This is a genomic window from Streptomyces sp. NPDC111606, assembly GCF_055656945.1.
Genome location: NZ_JBVKBY010000001.1, coordinates 670,505 through 686,075 on the forward strand (window position 1 = coordinate 670,505; position 15,571 = coordinate 686,075).

Here is a 15,571-nt window from a genome sequence, read left to right on the forward strand (position 1 = left end):
AACACCCGGATGGCAGACAGATGAGTTCCGAATGGCGGACCCTCCCCTACGCTGCGTCCCCATGAATGACAGGCAAACGGACACGAGGATCACGGACCCGAAGATCGCCGTGGTGACCGGCGCGGGCTCCGGCATCGGCCGCGCGGTCGCGGTGGAGTTGCTGCGCGCGGGCTGGTCGGTGGCGCTGGCGGGGCGGCGCGTCGAGACCCTCGAGGAGACGGCGGGGCAGGCACCCGGAGCCGCCGCTCTCGCCGTACGGACCGACGTGTCACGGCAGGAGGACGTGGCCGCGCTGTTCGCGGCCACGGTGGAGCGGTTCGGGCGGGTGGACCTGCTGTTCAACAACGCGGGGACGTTCGGGCCGGGCGGCGTGCCGGTCGAGGAGCTGCCGTACGACGCCTGGCGGCATGTGGTGGACACCAACCTCAACGGGGCGTTCCTGTGCGCGCAGGCGGCCTACCGGCAGATGAAGGAGCAGGACCCGCAGGGCGGCCGGATCATCAACAACGGCTCGATCTCGGCGCACACACCCCGCCCGCTTTCCGTCGCCTACACGGCGACCAAGCACGCGCTGACCGGACTGACCAAGTCCCTGTCGCTGGACGGGCGGCCGTACAACATCGCCGTCGGCCAGATCGACATCGGCAACGCGGCCACCGACATGACCGCGCGCATGCAGACGGGCGCCCTGCAGGCCGACGGCTCGGTGGTGCCCGAGCCCGTGATGGACGTGGCCGATGTGGCCCGAACCGTGCGGCACATGGCGGAGCTGCCGCTGGCGGCGAACGTGCAGTTCGCGACGGTGCTGGCGACGGCGATGCCGTACGTGGGGCGCGGCTGAGCCCCCTTCTCCTCCCCGTCGTCTCCACAACTTGCACAAGCGGAATCTGAAATTCCGACACATCGCGGCCGGTCGGCGACTTATGCTCAAGTCGTTCTGCACCAGAGCTTCACATATGAAGCAGACGGCTTCCGCAGGCCACTCCGAGGGGGGAGGCGGCAGCCGTTCCATGACACCGGGTGGGGGTGGACCTCGCGTGGGACCGCGAGGTACGCACCGGTGCGTGGAACGGCTGCCGGTTAAGCGGCACGACGGCGCTCAGCGGCCCGTACGACAGTGCTCAGCGGCCGAGGATCCGGTCGACGTCGGCCATCTGCCCGGCAGTGAGCGGCCCCTTGGCGATCGCGCCGGCGTTCTGCTCGGCCTGCTCGACGGAACGGAACCCCGGGATCGGCACCGTGCGCGGGCTGCGGGCCCACAGCCAGGCGAGGGCGCCCTGCCCGAGCGTGCGGCCGCCGCTGGTGAGGACGTCCTTCAGCGCGTCCACGCGCGCGAGCCACTCCGGGTCGGCGCCGGACCCGTCCTCGAACCCCTGCAGCCACTGCGGCGGCCGACTGCGGATGTCACCGGCCTCGAGCGCCTGCCCGGTCCTGCGCTTACCGGTCAGCAGGCCCATCGCCAGCGGACTGCGGTTGATGCTCGCCAGCTCCAGCTCCTCGCACAGCGCGAACATCCCGGGGGCGTCCTGGAGCACATTGGCCGCGTGCTGTACCGCCGCGCAGTGCTCCCCCTGCGCGAACACGGCCGCACGCGCCGGGTCGTCGGTGCTCCACGCGTAGGCGCGGATGAGCCCCTCGCGCACGAACTCCTCGCAGACGTCACGCAGCTCGGCGGCACGCTCCGGCTCGGCGTCGGACAGGTGCAGCTGGTACAGATCGACGTAGTCGGTGTCCAGGCGCTTCAGCGAGGCGGTCAGCGCGCGGCGGGCGTACGGCACGGTGTCGTCGGCGCCGGTGAGGGTGCGGGTCTCCTCGTCGAAGACGTTGCCCCACTTGGTGGCGACGACGACATCTGCGCGGCGCTTGCCGAGGGCGCGGCCCAGGACGCGTTCGCTGTGGCCGGCGCCGTAGGTGTCCGCGGTGTCGAAGAAGGTGACGCCCAGATCCAGGGCGCGCCGGACGGCCCGTACGGACTCCTCGTCGTCGACCTTGCCCCAGCCGAGCGGCTGCCCGTCGGCGGACTGCCACTCACCGCCGATGGCCCAGCAGCCGAAGCCGAGCGCGCTGACCTCGATGCCGGTCCGTCCCAAAGTCCTCTTGGTCTCCATGAGGGGGGACGGTAGAAGTTGAAGTACACACGAGGGCAAGCGCTTGAGCGGCTCTCGCGCGGGCTTTTTCGCTCCCCGCTATGCCTGACCGGTCTCGAAGCGGGAGATCCTGCCGTCGCCCTCGACCTCGAAGTGCCAGCGGGTGCGCATCTCGCCATACGTGTCGTTGCGGTAGCTGGCGAGCAGGTCGCGCCCGCGGTTCGACTCGTTGTCGACTTCCATGTGGCCGTGGGAGGAGAAGATCTCCCGCTCGATCCAGTCGGCGAGGTCGCGGTCGCTGCCGTCGTCCGCCATGGTCGCGCCGGGCGCGAGGATGCTCATGAAGCCCTCGCGGTCGTGGGCGTTGACGGCGGTGACGAAGGCACGGACGGCGGGGTCGCTGAGTTTGGACGTCTGAATCGTCATACGGGCCAGCCTCACACCGCCTCCGGGGCCCCGCCACCCGAACGGCGGCGAGGGCAGGCCGGGCGGGTGACTTCGATGCGACGGTGGATTCGAGGGCGGGGTTCCGCTACCAGTGGTCTGTTCCGGGAGTCATCGTGAGTGCTTACGACCGACATGATCTGGGCCTGCTGTTGCTCCGGCTGGGCGCCGGCGGCGTGCTGATCGCGCACGGCACGCAGAAGCTGTTCGGCTGGTTCGGCGGACACGGCATCGAGGGCACCGGCCAGTTCATGGAGTCGATCGGCTACCAGCCGGGCAAGGCCAGTGCGACGGCCTCGGGCCTCGCGGAGGCCGGCGGCGGCACCCTGCTGGCGCTGGGCCTGGCGACACCGGCGGCGGGTGCGGCGGCGGCCGGCGGCATGGCGGGCGCGGCCGCGGTGCACGCCCCGAACGGCTTCTTCAACCAGGAAGGCGGCTACGAGCACGCGGCCACCCTCGGCCTCGCCGCGACCTGCCTCGCGATCGCGGGCCCCGGCCGCTTCTCCCTCGATCACGCCCTCGGCCATGTCGTCGACCGCGGCTGGATGGTTCCCACGGCACTGGCGGCGACGGCTGCGGTGACGGCGGTGGTGATCGGGACGCGGAACAGGAGACTGGACGAGGCGAGGAGGGAGGAGCAGGTGGGGGTGTTCGAGGATCAGGAGACTCCGGCTGCGGAGTAGGCGGCCCTCACGGTTGTGCGAAGCTGCCCCGCATGACTGATCAGGCCTCCCCTCCCGACACCGCCGTGGAGCCCTCCGACGACCTCTGGGCAACCATCGACGACCTGTGGACCTGGCTCGACACCGACCAGCCGATCGGCGGCAAGGAGGGCCTGCTGCTGCGCATGCTGAAGCTGTCGGAGGAGGTCGGCGAGGTCGCCGAGGCGGTGATCGGGGCTACCGGTCAGAACCCGCGCAAGGGCGTCACCCACACCTGGGAGGACGTACAGGGCGAGCTGTGCGACGTGGTGATCACGGCACTGGTCGCGCTGCGGACGCTGACCCCGGATACGCGTGAGGTGTTCACGCGGCATTTGGAGCGGGTGAGGGAGCGGTCGCTGGGTTCGGCGGCCCGGGAAGTCCGCTCCACGCGGTGAAGGGGCAACGGTTGGGCCGAGCCGGCGCCTCAATTCCGGAGCGTGGCGATGAGCCGCATCCTCGCCCGGCGGCCGACCAGGGGTGTGGCGACGTCGGGCAGCCGCATGTGCGCGACCCGGCGGCCTGGAACGGGGTCCTCGGCGGACCGGGCACGCCCGCCACGTCGACGGCTTGCCTCCAAGGGACGGGTCCACTTGTCCTGTGTGGATGAAGCCGACGCTCTGGCCTCCGAAAATGAACCGCAGGAGTGATGCGCACGGCGGAGCCCGCACCGGACCGGGGAGAGCAGCGGCAGACGGGCCCCGCGCGGCCGAGTCGACAACCCGGCAGGCGGCATGCCGACCGACTCCGCGGCCTCTGTATGGTGCAGCTGATGATCGGTACGACGGTCATCTCGGCGTGACATTGGTGGCTGACACGGGGAGACACCGGTCCATGGGGGATCACTTCAAGACGGATGTGGATCAACTCGCGCGGTTCCTCAAGAACCTTGAGGACTGCGTGCGCGAACTGGACGAGGCGCGTACCGCCCTCGCCCACGTACGCGCCGATCAGATAGGCACCGGCCGACTCGACGAGGCCTGTGACAAGTTCCAGGAAGAGTGGAAGTACGGCTCCGAGCAGACCAAGAAGATGATCGACGCGATCAGCGAGGGCGTGAAGGCGAACAAGAAGGGCTACGAAGAGGTCGAGGAAGCCCTGGAGAAAGCCTTCAAGCACATCGAGAAGTCGGCCACTTCGGGCGGAAACGGGGACGCACGCTGATGGCCGCGAACCCGTACCCCAACATCGGCTGGAACCCCGTACCCGGCATACCCACCGAGGTCGCCACGCTGCAGAAGAAGGTGAAGACGGCCGCGACCGCCCTCGACACCTGCCACCAGCAACTGACCAAGCTCCTGGGCGAGTCCAGCTACTGGCAGGGCGAGGCCGCCGAGCAGTTCCGCAAGACGCTCGACGGCGATCTTCCCAAGTACATCAAGGAAGCCGCGAGTTCTCTGCGGACGGCCGCCACCCAGCTGCACAACTGGGACGGCCACCTCACCTCCAACCGGGAGCTGGCGCAGAAGTACAACGCCGAGGCCGCCGACAAGAAGGCCGCCGCCGACGAGGCGAAGCGCTCCCACGACCGGGCCGAACAGAACCCGGATCTGCAGCTCTACAAGCAGACGTTCACGGAGGGCCCCGAGCTGGAAGCGGCCACGGCACGGCTGCAGACGGCCCAGAACAACCTCAACTCGGCATCCACGGCCCTCAACAAGGCCAACAGCGAGTACAACGACCTCAACATCAAGATCAAGGAGCTGGAGACCCAGCACGCTGATCAGGCGGACACCGTCGCCAAGGCCCTCGACGGGGCGACGAAGAAGGCGCCGGACGAGCCGGGCTTCTGGAGCAAGGTCGGTGACGTCCTCAAGGCGGTCGGCGACTTCCTGGTGGAGCACGCGGGCACCATCGGCGCCATCGCCGGCCTGCTCGCCCTCTTCCCGACGCCTCTGGCGCCCTTGTTCGCCGCCATCGCGGTCGTGGCGAGCGCCACCTCCATGGCCAAGAACCTCTCCGATCCCGAGTTCCGCAGCCAGTTGATGGGCGGCGGCAGCGGCATGGACACCTTCGCGGCCTGGGCCTCACTCGCCGGTGACACCGTCGGCATGATCCCGGGCGGCAAGGCCCTCGGCGCCGCCGCCAAGGAGGTCACCGAAGGTCTGGCCGACGCCGGGCGGTGGGGCGTGGCCGTCTCCAACTCGGAGAAGGCGGGCGCCTTCGTCAAGGAGATCGTCCCGTCCTTCGCGCGCAACGCCACCGACGACGTCAACGACGCCTGGCGCGCGGCCGGGGAGTCGGCGGGCGGCTCGGCCAAGCTGATCGGCGAGATCAGCGCCAACGGCCTCAACGTCGCGGCGAACATGGTCTCCTCCGCCGAGAGCCTGGGCCTGGTGGACGAGGAGGGCTCCGGGCACAACGCGGCGGAGAGCACCAAGGCCGCTGCCACCGCACACTCCATCGCGGGCCTCCTCGGCTGGCTATGAGTCCGACGGCCCCGATACCCGAGCAGCAAGCCCCGCTCCGTGAAAGGTGGACCACCCCGTGACGGAAACCCCCACGAGGGCGCCGCACGGCCGCACACCGGCATTCTGGTACGGCCTGCCCCACGGCTATGTCCGGATCGATCTCGATCCCCCGCTGGACAGCGTCGTCGAACTCGTCCGGCAGGTCATGGCGATGCCCGAGGACGAACGCGACCGCGCGGAGGAGGTGCTGCGCTTCTACGCCGCCACCGTGAGCGCCCTGAACGCGCAACGCGTGCAGAGCTGTGCCCTCGGTCTGCACCCGAACGACGACGGCGGCCTGACCTCGTCCGTTCTCACCGTCTCCGCACTGCCGACCTCGGGCAGTCATGCCAAGGCGGTCATCGCGAGCCTCGCGGGCACCGCGGCCGACCGGCGCGACGTGGGCATGCGCCCCCTTGAACTGCCGTGCGGCCTCGGCTTCCTGGCCGAGGAGAAGCGCCGCACGCTCGCTCCGGGCAGGCCTCCCGAGGGCGGTGACGGCCCCCGTAGCGGCCTGGTGTGGCAGGGCACGATCGCGGTGACCGGGCCCGGCGGCCACGACATCGTGCTGATCCAGCTCGTGACGGAGGCGGTCGACCAGGCCGACGACTACCGCGACGTGCTCCTCGGCATCGCCCATACGCTGACGTACACCGACCCCTCGCAGCGGGGGCCCGCAGAGGTCCAGGACTCCCCCGCGCCGGGCAGCGCCGCGCAGCGGGTACAGAACGACTTCGGATGACCTTCACGACGAGGAGTGACGTCGCATGACGCAGCCGCCCCAGACCCCGGAAGTGGCCGCGGTCCTCGCGCACAACAAGGCGGTCAGGACCCGGCACATCGCCCTGCGCGCCGCCCTCGGCGCGGCTCTCATCGCCCTGCCCTTCGTGCTCGTCGCCGCGGGAGGGCCGAACACCTTCCTGACCGTGCTGCCGATCGTGCTCGGGCTCTTCGTCCTGCTCTTCCTGCTGATCCGGGTCCGGCACGGACGGCGCCTCGGGGTGTGCGAGCAGGTACTGCGCACGTATCCCCTGGAGTACCGCGACCGCGTGGACAAGCGCGGCTCCGAGCGGCTGCTGCTCGGCACCGTGCACACGGTGAAGCTGTCCGTCCGCGGGCAGCACGGCGCACGCACGATGCGCGCCGTCAGCGCGTCCACGGTCCGCCGCTGGCCCCAGGGCGCCGACAACGGCGCGTGGTTCGCGGGAGACCCGGCGTTCGGCGGCGTCATGGTCGTCCCCGGCACGGGCGACATGCTGTTCCTGCAGCCCGCCGAGTGGCAGAAGTACGAGGCCGAGCGCGCCCAGGCCGAGCCGCAGCGCCGCGCCCTGGCCGCGCAGGCGGGTATCTCCAGCCTCCTGGAGAAGGAGGTGAACACGATCGCTGCGCTGGGCGGTTGAGCGACGGCGTCCGTACGCGTGTCAGGCCGGCGTGGCCTGAGCGGCAGACGAGTCGGGCTGTACGCCGGGTTCTGTTCCCAGGGTTCCTCGCGGAGCCCTGGGCGACGGCCATCCATCTACGACCGGCGTTGCCGCCGGCCTCCTGCGGTCTACCCGCGGACTCGGGCGGGCAGCCCTCGAACGTCCGCGCAGAAACACCGGGGTGTTTCCTCTTGACCTTGCTCCGGGTGGGGTTTACCTAGCTGCTCAGGTCACCCTGAGCACTGGTGGTCTCTTACACCACCGTTTCACCCTTACCCGGCGCCGAAGCGCCGGGCGGTTTGCTTTCTGTGGCACTGTCCCGCGGGTCACCCCGGGTGGCCGTTAGCCACCACCCTGCCCTGTGGAGCCCGGACGTTCCTCGGGAAGCCCCCTGAGGGACTTCACGCGGCCGCCCGCCCGGCTCGTCTGCCGTGTGGACCATGTTACCGGCCTGCGGGGGGCCGTCGTCGCCAGTACCGAGCCCGTCAGGATCAGGGCGAAGGCCGCAGCGATCCCTGCCGTGAGGCGCTCGTCCAGAAAAACCGCCCCCGCCGCCACCGCGACCGCCGGATTGACGTACGTGAAGACCGTCGCCCGCGTCGGGCCGACCTCCTTGATCAGCTCCAGGAAGGCCACGAATGCGACCGCCGTGCAGATCGCTCCCAGGGCGGCCAGGGCGGCCAGACTCTCGGCCGACGGCATCGCGGCAGGCCACGTCAGCCCCGCCGCGGGGGCGTAGACGAGGGCCGCGAAGGTCAGGCAGGCCGCGGTGAGGTGGAGGGAGGGGACGTCCCTCAGCCAGCGCGCCGCGATCAGGGGCGCCGTCGCGTAGCCCAGTACCGTCAGCAGGACCTCCGCCAGGGAGCGGGCGTCGCCGCCGGTCAGATGGGGGACGGTGAGCGTCGCCACGCCTGCCAGGCCCAGGGTCAGGCCGGTCAGGCGGCGGACGCCCAGGTGCTCCGTCCGGCCGAAGAAGCGGGCCAGGGCGACGCCGACTATCGGTACGCCCGCTATCAGCAGGCCCGCCGTCGAGCTGGACAGGTGGCGTTCCGCGTCCGTCAGGGTCCACCACGGGCCGATGATCTCGATGCACGCGAAGGCCAGCATCGGGCGCCAGTGCCGTCGTACCGTCCCGGGCAGGCCTCCCTGGCGGATCGCGAAGGGGAGCAGGAGCGCCGCGCCCAGGGCGCATCGTGTGAACACCACCATCGACGGGGACACCTCGTCCACCGCCACCTTGATCATCAGGTACGGGATGCCCCAGACCACGCTCATGAGGGCGAAGAGAAACCAACCGCGTGCAGTCATGCGGCGAGTCTCGGTCGGCTCACGCTCCCTTGTCTTGAACGCTGTTGCGGTACGCCGCCGGGGTGACGCCCAGTACCCGGCGGAACCAGCGCGTGAGGTGCGCCTGGTCCGCGAAGCCCACCAGGCCGGCGACCTCGGCGGGGCGCAGGCCCGTCTCCAGCAGGGATCGGGCCCTGCTCACCCGGTACTGGGCCAGCCAGGCGTACGGCGGCACTCCCATGGTCGTACGGAAGGCACGCAGGAGCTGGTAGCGGGAGAGGCCGAGGTCGGTGGCCAGGGACGCCAGGGAGGGTGGGGCCGTGAGCTCGTCGGCGAGGCGGTCGCGGACGGTCCTCGCCAGGTGATCGGCGCCCGCGACCGTGTCGGTCGTCGCCCGGGCCGTGGAGTGGCGGCGGGTCAGGGCGGTCATGAGCCACGGGATGCGGGACTCGGCTTCCAGGGGGTCCGGGCAGACGGCCAGTTCGGCGTGCGTGCGGCTCAGGGCCGTGGCCAGGTCGGGGTCGTCGACGAGGGGGTCGCGGAAGTGTGGGGCTGCGGTGCCGAGGGTGCCGTCGGTGAGCAGGGACGTATCGGCGTACAGGGCTCGGTAGGCGTATCCGCCGGTCTCGGCCGGGCCGCCCGTGTGCATCTCGCCCGGTGCCAGGACGACGATGGAGCCGGGGGTGGGGCGGAGGCGGCCGCCCCGGTAGTCGATGATCTCGCTGCCCCCGACGCAGACGCCGATCGTGAACTCGTCATGGGCGTGCGGGGCGTACACGTGCCGGTCGAAGCGGGCGGTGAGCAGATCGAGCGGCGGACCGCCCCGGCCAAGCCTCGCCCTGGTCCAGCTGGCCTGCTCACGTGTGGTCATCACATACCCCCTGGGTTTCCAGGGGGTACAACGCCGAGGGCCTCAGAGAAAGTCCGTCGTCTCCAGCTCGAAGCCGAAGGGCTCCGGAAGGGCGAGCGCTTTGCCGAAGGGACGCGTGCAGTGCTCGCGATAGTCGTCCTCCTCAGGGGCGCTGAAGAGTGTGACTTGCGAGGTGTCACGGTCGATCAAGAGGTACAGGGGGACACCCCCGCGCGCGTAGCAGCGGCGCTTGGCCTCACGGTCGGCGCGGGGCCTGGTGGAAGTGACCTCCAGCACCATGGCAACGCCATCACAGGCCATCCAGGACCCGGCGCCTCCAAAGAGGTCGGACTCGATGGGCGCGAATGTGACGTCCGGGACCACGTGGTTCTTGGGACAGGACTCCCCGCTCCTCAGTCTCAGCCCTTTGTTTCCGGAGAAGTCCATGTCGGTCCCGGACAGCTTGATCACTTGCCTCACGATGCGGCTGATGTACTTCTCGTGATCCCCGTCCGGCGGCGGCGTCACAACGATCTCCCCCTCGATCAACTCGGCCCGGAAACCTTCCGGCGTGTCCAGGGCGAGGAAGCCCTCCAGCAGGACCTCTTCCTGCGTGAGCGGCTCATGGGCCATGGCAGTCATGTCACGCCCCTCCTTCGGTCGCTCGCCAGCCTGGGACATCGGAAGATCACCTGTCCGAGAGATCGGGAACCCTTCCCTCGATCGTGGCACACGACCAGCGCCGCCGTCAGGCGCCGAGCCGGTCACTTGACCCTGCCGCAACGTCAACGTCTCTACTGATCCCATGCGGATCGGAGAACTCGCCGCCGCCGTCGGCGTCACCACGCGCACGGTGCGGCACTACCACCATCAGGGGCTCTTGCCCGAGCCTGATCGGCGGCCCAACGGCTACCGGGAGTACACGTTGCGGCATGCCGTCGTGCTGGCACGGATCCGGCGGCTGACGGAGTTGGGGCTGGGGCTCGCGGAGGTGCGGGACGTGCTCGCGGAGGATGCCGGGAAGGATCTTGTCGAGGTGCTCACCGAGCTCGATGAGGATCTGGCCCGGCAGGAGGTGGCGATCCGGGAGCGGCGGGTGCGGCTGCGGGCGTTGCTGGAGGCGGAGGGCGGGCTGCCCGTCGAGGGGCCGGTGTCGCCGCAGTTGGCCGCGCTGTTCCGGGACATGGCTCATGTCACCGACTCCCCCATGGCCGCCAAGGACCGCGAGATGCTCGCACTGATCGAGACCACGGCCGGCCCCGAGGCACGGGAGCAGCTCATGGGCGCGCTGGGGAATGCGCTCGACCGGCCGGGCGGCAAGGAGCGGGCCCTCGCCGCCTACGCCCTGCTCGACGACCTCGCCGACGCCGATCTCACCGACCCGCGCGTGGGGGAGGCGGCCCGGGCCCTCGCGGACTGCCTGCCCCGCGATCTGCTGCCGGAGCCGTTGGACGTCGACCCCGACAACAGCTTCCTGCGCGCCTTCTACGCCGACTTCGCCCCGGCACAGGCCGAGGCAATCCGCCGTACGTTGCGGATCCTCATGGAAGGGGACGGGCCATGATGCGGACCGCGCTCACGCTCCTGCGGCACGAGCTGCGGCTCGTCACCAGTCTCTGGCTGTGGGCGGCCCGCCGCCGGCACGGACTCGGGGACGGCACCGGCTTCGGGTACGCGCGCGGGCAGGGCACGATGATGCTGGGATTCGGGTTCGTGATCGTCATCGAGTCGATCATGATGTCCGTGCTGCTGCGGAACTACCCGGCGGTGCAACGGGGGTGGTTCATGCTCGACATGTACACCCTCGTGATCATCATCGGGATGCACGCCGCCTCCGTCGTACGACCACACGTCCTGGACGCCGGCTTCCTGCGCGTCCGCCGTGCCGCGCACGTCGATCTGCGCATACCGCTGGAGAAGATCGCGCATGTGCGCCGTGAGCTGCGCACCACCCATGAGCGGTCCGACGGTGAGCTCAACCTCCCCATCGGGGCGCAGACGACCGTGACGCTCGAACTCACCGAGCCCGTCGCCCACTTCACCTTCCTCGGCCGGCGGCGGGACGTCCGTCTCGTGCGCTTCCACGCCGACGAGTCCGACAGCCTCGTACAGGCGCTCGTACAGGCGATCAATCAGGCTCGAAGCGGACCTTCGGCGCTTCCGGATCTGCCTGTGTGAGGCGGACCCTGAGCCGCTCCCCCAGCGGCAGCGGGGCCGTGCTCTCGATCCGGCCGATGATCGCCGGCGACTCCAACTGCACGGTTCCCACGGCGGGTTGACGCTCCTCCACCTCCACCACCCAGCCGTCGAACACCTCCCCCACCCGGTCCTTGAGCAGCGCCGCCTCCACCAGGTCGACGCACGCACGCTCGACCGTGCCCGCGCGCCGGGTGCCCTCGGCCATCCGGGCGGGCAGCGTGTCGAGAACCATGAGAACCCACTCGGGGATCGGCCGATCGGCGGCGGCCGCGAGGCAGATCTCGGAGGTGTGGCGATCGGCCAGGCGGCGCAGGGGGGCCGTGCAGTGGGCGTAGGGGGCGGCCACGGCGGAGTGCGTGGTGATGTCCGGCAGGGTTCCGTCCCGGAAGACCGTGTAGCCGGCGCCGCGCAGCAGCGTCGTGCACTCCTGGAGGAAGGCCGCGTGGTTCGGGCGGTGGGGGTCGAGGGAGCGGACGAGTTCGGCGTACGAGACGTGGTGCGGCCAGTCGACGTGCAGGGCGTGCGCGGTACGGCGCAGACGGCCGACGGCGCCGTCGGGGGCGGCGGGGAGGGTGCGCAGGATGCCGGTGCCGGCCGCGAGCATCAGGTCTGCGGCGGCCATGCCGGTCAGCAGGGAGATCTGGGAGTTCCAGCCGTCGGCGGGGAGCGGAGCGCGGTAGGCGAGCTCATAGGCGTGATCGCGCTCGACGATCTCCTGCTCGGGCACGCTCAGCGAGATCCCGCCCCGCTCCACCTCCAGCGCCTCCCTCAGCTCCCCGATCTCCTTCAGCAGGGCCAACGGTTCCTCGGCGGTTCCCTCGTCGATCTGCTTCTGCACGCCCGCGTAGTCCAGCTTGGCCCGGCTGCGGACGAGGGCGCGGCGGACGTCGACGGCGCGCGTACGGCCGTCACCGTCGAGGTCGATGGTCCACAGGACGGCGGGGCGGTCCTGGTCCGGGAGCAAGCTCGCCGCGCCCTCGCTCAGCAGCTCGGGGTGCAGCGGGACCTTCTCGTCGGGGAAGTAGAGGGTGGTCACCCGCCGGTGCGCCTCCTGGTCGAGCGCGCCCGACGGTACGACGAAGGCGGCGACGTCGGCGATGGCGTACCGGACGCGGTAGCCGGTGCCCTGGCGGGACAGGTGCATCGCCTGGTCGAGGTCGGTGGAGGTGGGCGGGTCGATGGTGAGGAACGGGATGTCGGTGGCGTCGGACGGCGGGAGGGCCGGGGCCTTCGCGGCCCGCTCGGCCTCCGCCAGCACCTCGGGCGGGAAGCGCCCAGGGACGCCCAGTTCGGTACGCAGCGCGGTGAGGGCGGCCCGGAGGGGGGCTTCGGGGGCGCCGGTCACTCTGATGTGGCGGCGGGGCATGAGTCGAGCGTAGGGCGAGGGTGGCCCGGTGGCACGCCGTACCCTGTGGCGGGGTTCGATCGAAGGAGTACGTGTGCTTGTCCTGCTGCCGCCTTCCGAGGGGAAGGCCCCGTCCGGTCGGGGTGCCTCGCTGAAGCTGGAGTCGCTGTCCTTGCCGGGACTCACCGGGGCCCGGGAGGCCGTACTGAGTGAGCTGGTGGAGTTGTGCGGCGCCGACGAGGACAAGGCGCGGGACGTCCTCGGACTGAGCGAGGGACTGCGGGGCGAGGTCGCCAAGAACGCCGGGCTGCCGACGGCGGGGGCGCGGCCGGCCGGGGAGATCTACACCGGCGTGCTGTACGACGCCCTCGACCTGGCGTCGCTGGACACGGCGGCGAAGAAGCGGGCGGCTCGGTCGCTGCTCGTCTTCTCGGGGCTGTGGGGCGCGGTGCGGGTCAACGACCGCATCCCCTCCTACCGTTGCTCGATGGGCGTGAAGCTGCCCGGTCTCGGCGCGCTCGGGGCGCACTGGCGGGCACCGATGGCGGACGTGCTGCCCGAGGCGGCCGGGGACGGGCTCGTGCTGGATCTGCGGTCGTCGGCGTACACGGCGGCGTGGAAGCCGAAGGGCGAGGTGGCCGGGCGGACGGCGTCGGTACGGGTGCTGCATGCGCCGACCCGGAAGGTCGTCAGCCACTTCAACAAGGCGACGAAGGGGCGGATCGTCCGGAGTCTGCTGACGGCGGGTGCCGTGCCCGCGGGTCCGGCCGAGCTGGTGGATGCGCTGCGGGACCTCGGGTACGAGGTGGAGGTCGAGGCGCCGGCCAAGGGCGGCAAGGCGTGGACGCTGGATGTGCTGGTGGCGGAGATCCACTAGCGGTTCGGCGACCGCGCGGACACCCATTGCAGCATGCGCAACGTGCTTTGCGCATGCTGCGTGCCGTCGGCAGGATGAGGCCATGACCTCAGTCCTTGATCTCGCGCCCGTCGTCCCCGTGGTCGTGGTCGACGACCCCTCCGACGCCGTACCGCTCGCGCGGGCCCTGGTCGCAGGAGGGCTGCCCGCCATCGAGGTGACGCTGCGGACGCCGGCCGCCCTGGAGGCGATCCGGGCCATCGCGGACGCGGTGCCGGACGCGGTGGTCGGCGCGGGCACCGTGATCACACCGGAGCAGGTGACGCGGGCGGTCACGGCGGGGGCTCGTTTCCTGGTCAGCCCCGGCTGGACGGACCTGCTGCTGGAGGCCATGCGCGCGTCCGGGGTGCCGTATCTGCCGGGGGTGTCGACCACGTCCGAGGTGGTGGCGCTGCTGGAGCGCGGGGTCCGGGAGATGAAGTTCTTCCCGGCCGAGGCGGCGGGCGGCACCGCCTATCTCAAGTCGCTGAACGGCCCGCTGCCGCAGGCCCGGTTCTGCCCGACCGGCGGAATCGGTCCGACGACGGCACCCGACTATCTCGCGCTGCCCAACGTCGGCTGCGTGGGCGGCAGTTGGATGCTTCCGGCGGACGCCGTGGCGGCACGGGACTGGGGGCGGGTCGAGGCGCTGGCGCGGGAGGCGGCCGGCCTCACAGGCTCACGCGCGCAAGTGTGACGTGTCGTTGAAGAGCCGCACGCTCGCGTTGCCGTCGGCGTAGTACGCCACCGCCGAGAGGGAGGCCGCCGAGAGTTCCATGCGGAACAGGGACTCGGGCGGGGCGCCCAGGGCGAGGCGTACGAACGTCTTGATCGGGGTGACGTGCGTGACCAGCAGGACCGTGCGGCCGGCGTACGCCGCGATCAGCTTGTCGCGGGTGGCGGCGATACGGGTGGCGGTCGCCGCGAAGCTCTCGCCGTCGCCGGTGGGCCGGGCCTCGGGGTCGGCCAGCCAGGCGTTCAGGTCGTCGGGGTGACGCTCGCGGACCTCGCCGAAGGTGAGCCCCTCCCAGGCGCCGAAGTCGGTCTCGCGCAGGCCGTCGTCGACGCTCACGTCGAGGCCGAGGCGGGCGGCGACGATGCCGGCGGTCTCACGGGTACGGGCCAGCGGCGACGCCACGACGGCCTGGATCGTCCCGCGCCGGGCGAGCGCGGCCCCGACCCGCTCGGCCTGCTCCCGGCCGACGTCGGAGAGGGCCGGATCGGTACCGCCGCTCCCCGAGAACCGCTTCTGCGGCGTCAGGGGCGTCTCCCCGTGCCGCAGCAGAACGAAGGTCGCGGGCGCCCCCATGTCGGCAGGAGCCCAGCCGGACGACGGCGCGGCCACGGTACGCGCGGCCCTGACATCGGCCTCGGCCTTCCCGGGCGCGGTGGAGGGCGGCCCCTCGGCCAATGCGGCCCGCGCAGCCTTCGCGTCAGCCGCCGCCAGTTCCGCCGTGGAAGCCGCGGGCGACCACTGCTCGCCCCGCTTCCCGGCGTCCATCGCCTCGTTGGCGAGGCGGTCGGCGTGCTTGTTCTGCTCCCGGGGCATCCACTCGTACGTCACCTGGGACGCCGGCAGGACGGCCGCCGCCTCGAAGGCGAGCGGCTTCATGTCGGGGTGCTTGATCTTCCAGCGGCCCGACATCTGCTCGATGACCAGCTTGGAGTCCATGCGGACGTGGACCGTGGCCGTCGGGTCCAGTTCATGCGCGGCACGCAGGCCCGCCAACAGGCCGCGGTACTCGGCGACGTTGTTCGTGGCGACGCCGATGTACTCGGCCGCCTCGGCCAGCGTCTGCCCCGTCGCAGCGTCGATGACCACGGCACCGTAGCCCGCGGGCCCGGGGTTGCCCCGTGACCCGCCGTCGGCCTCGACGATGAACTCCCGCACG

At 71.1% G+C, this 15,571-nt stretch carries 17 protein-coding genes, 1 other RNA gene and 1 pseudogene; 11 read left to right on the forward strand and 8 right to left on the reverse strand.

What is annotated here, in order from left to right:
* Positions 1-61 precede the first annotated feature (61 nt).
* The gene (locus ACZ7M7_RS03080; RefSeq protein ID WP_383596079.1) at positions 62-841 is read left to right on the forward strand and encodes an SDR family oxidoreductase; all 780 of its coding nucleotides are present in this window, start codon (positions 62-64) and stop codon (positions 839-841) included.
* A 280-nt stretch (positions 842-1,121) separates the two neighbouring features.
* Here the strand turns inward: ACZ7M7_RS03080 and ACZ7M7_RS03085 are convergent, their stop codons facing one another.
* A complete protein-coding gene (locus ACZ7M7_RS03085) occupies positions 1,122-2,108 on the reverse strand; it encodes an aldo/keto reductase (protein WP_472112228.1) in 987 nt (328 codons plus the stop codon).
* A gap of 78 nt (positions 2,109-2,186) precedes the next feature.
* Positions 2,187-2,513, reverse strand: a complete 327-nt coding sequence (locus tag ACZ7M7_RS03090; protein ID WP_383596074.1) for a nuclear transport factor 2 family protein — start codon at positions 2,511-2,513, stop codon at positions 2,187-2,189.
* 134 nt (positions 2,514-2,647) lie between these two features.
* Between ACZ7M7_RS03090 and ACZ7M7_RS03095 the strand changes: the two genes are divergently transcribed.
* The 6 genes from ACZ7M7_RS03095 (at position 2,648) to ACZ7M7_RS03120 (ending at position 7,082) form a co-directional block, all read left to right on the forward strand.
* On the forward strand, positions 2,648-3,214 hold the full coding sequence (locus tag ACZ7M7_RS03095) for a DoxX family protein (RefSeq protein ID WP_383596071.1): 567 nt from the start codon (positions 2,648-2,650) through the stop codon (positions 3,212-3,214).
* A gap of 32 nt (positions 3,215-3,246) precedes the next feature.
* On the forward strand, positions 3,247-3,630 hold the full coding sequence (locus tag ACZ7M7_RS03100) for a MazG-like family protein (protein WP_472112233.1): 384 nt from the start codon (positions 3,247-3,249) through the stop codon (positions 3,628-3,630).
* A gap of 436 nt (positions 3,631-4,066) precedes the next feature.
* Positions 4,067-4,396 carry a hypothetical protein gene (locus tag ACZ7M7_RS03105; protein ID WP_472112237.1) on the forward strand — a complete coding sequence of 110 codons (330 nt, stop codon included), beginning with the start codon at positions 4,067-4,069 and terminating at the stop codon, positions 4,394-4,396.
* Entirely contained in the window at positions 4,396-5,661 is a 1,266-nt protein-coding gene (locus ACZ7M7_RS03110) for a hypothetical protein (RefSeq protein ID WP_472112240.1), read from the forward strand. The genes ACZ7M7_RS03105 and ACZ7M7_RS03110 overlap by 1 nt, the downstream gene beginning before the upstream one ends.
* 58 nt (positions 5,662-5,719) lie before the next feature.
* Positions 5,720-6,424, forward strand: coding sequence for a hypothetical protein (locus tag ACZ7M7_RS03115; RefSeq protein WP_472112243.1), 705 nt, complete (start codon positions 5,720-5,722; stop codon positions 6,422-6,424).
* A gap of 25 nt (positions 6,425-6,449) precedes the next feature.
* A complete protein-coding gene (locus tag ACZ7M7_RS03120; RefSeq protein WP_472112246.1) occupies positions 6,450-7,082 on the forward strand; it encodes a hypothetical protein in 633 nt (210 codons plus the stop codon).
* 44 nt (positions 7,083-7,126) lie between these two features.
* Here ACZ7M7_RS03120 and rnpB read toward each other — a convergent pair.
* The 4 genes and pseudogenes from rnpB to ACZ7M7_RS03140 all read right to left on the reverse strand — a co-directional run bounded on the left by rnpB (position 7,127) and on the right by ACZ7M7_RS03140 (position 9,882).
* Positions 7,127-7,528: RNase P RNA component class A (gene rnpB, locus ACZ7M7_RS03125), an RNA gene on the reverse strand.
* A 52-nt stretch (positions 7,529-7,580) separates the two neighbouring features.
* Positions 7,581-8,411 (reverse strand): annotated as a pseudogene (locus ACZ7M7_RS03130) (DMT family transporter); the annotation flags it as partial.
* A gap of 19 nt (positions 8,412-8,430) precedes the next feature.
* A complete protein-coding gene (locus tag ACZ7M7_RS03135; RefSeq protein WP_472112249.1) occupies positions 8,431-9,261 on the reverse strand; it encodes a helix-turn-helix domain-containing protein in 831 nt (276 codons plus the stop codon).
* A 42-nt stretch (positions 9,262-9,303) separates the two neighbouring features.
* On the reverse strand, positions 9,304-9,882 hold the full coding sequence (locus ACZ7M7_RS03140; protein WP_472112252.1) for a Uma2 family endonuclease: 579 nt from the start codon (positions 9,880-9,882) through the stop codon (positions 9,304-9,306).
* A gap of 163 nt (positions 9,883-10,045) precedes the next feature.
* Here ACZ7M7_RS03140 and ACZ7M7_RS03145 point away from each other — a divergent pair, with 163 nt between their 5' ends.
* Positions 10,046-10,804, forward strand: coding sequence for a MerR family transcriptional regulator (locus ACZ7M7_RS03145; RefSeq protein WP_472112255.1), 759 nt, complete (start codon positions 10,046-10,048; stop codon positions 10,802-10,804).
* Positions 10,804-11,418: a hypothetical protein gene (locus ACZ7M7_RS03150; RefSeq protein ID WP_427842245.1), complete on the forward strand. Its 615-nt coding sequence runs from the start codon at positions 10,804-10,806 to the stop codon at positions 11,416-11,418. Before ACZ7M7_RS03145 ends, ACZ7M7_RS03150 begins: the two co-directional genes overlap by 1 nt.
* Here ACZ7M7_RS03150 and ACZ7M7_RS03155 read toward each other — a convergent pair.
* The gene (locus tag ACZ7M7_RS03155) at positions 11,369-12,805 is read right to left on the reverse strand and encodes an RNB domain-containing ribonuclease (protein WP_472112258.1); all 1,437 of its coding nucleotides are present in this window, start codon (positions 12,803-12,805) and stop codon (positions 11,369-11,371) included. The two genes, ACZ7M7_RS03150 and ACZ7M7_RS03155, sit on opposite strands and share 50 nt — an antisense overlap.
* A gap of 73 nt (positions 12,806-12,878) precedes the next feature.
* Between ACZ7M7_RS03155 and yaaA the strand changes: the two genes are divergently transcribed.
* Both yaaA and eda read left to right on the forward strand, forming a co-directional pair.
* The gene (yaaA, locus tag ACZ7M7_RS03160) at positions 12,879-13,661 is read left to right on the forward strand and encodes a peroxide stress protein YaaA (protein ID WP_383624157.1); all 783 of its coding nucleotides are present in this window, start codon (positions 12,879-12,881) and stop codon (positions 13,659-13,661) included.
* Between the two features lie 82 nt (positions 13,662-13,743).
* The gene (gene eda / locus ACZ7M7_RS03165) at positions 13,744-14,376 is read left to right on the forward strand and encodes a bifunctional 4-hydroxy-2-oxoglutarate aldolase/2-dehydro-3-deoxy-phosphogluconate aldolase (RefSeq protein WP_328882024.1); all 633 of its coding nucleotides are present in this window, start codon (positions 13,744-13,746) and stop codon (positions 14,374-14,376) included.
* On the opposite strand, the gene ACZ7M7_RS03170 is transcribed toward eda, so the two are convergent.
* On the reverse strand, positions 14,359-15,570 hold the full coding sequence (locus ACZ7M7_RS03170; protein ID WP_383624160.1) for a bifunctional RNase H/acid phosphatase: 1,212 nt from the start codon (positions 15,568-15,570) through the stop codon (positions 14,359-14,361). The two genes, eda and ACZ7M7_RS03170, sit on opposite strands and share 18 nt — an antisense overlap.
* Between the last annotated feature and the right edge of the window lies 1 nt (position 15,571).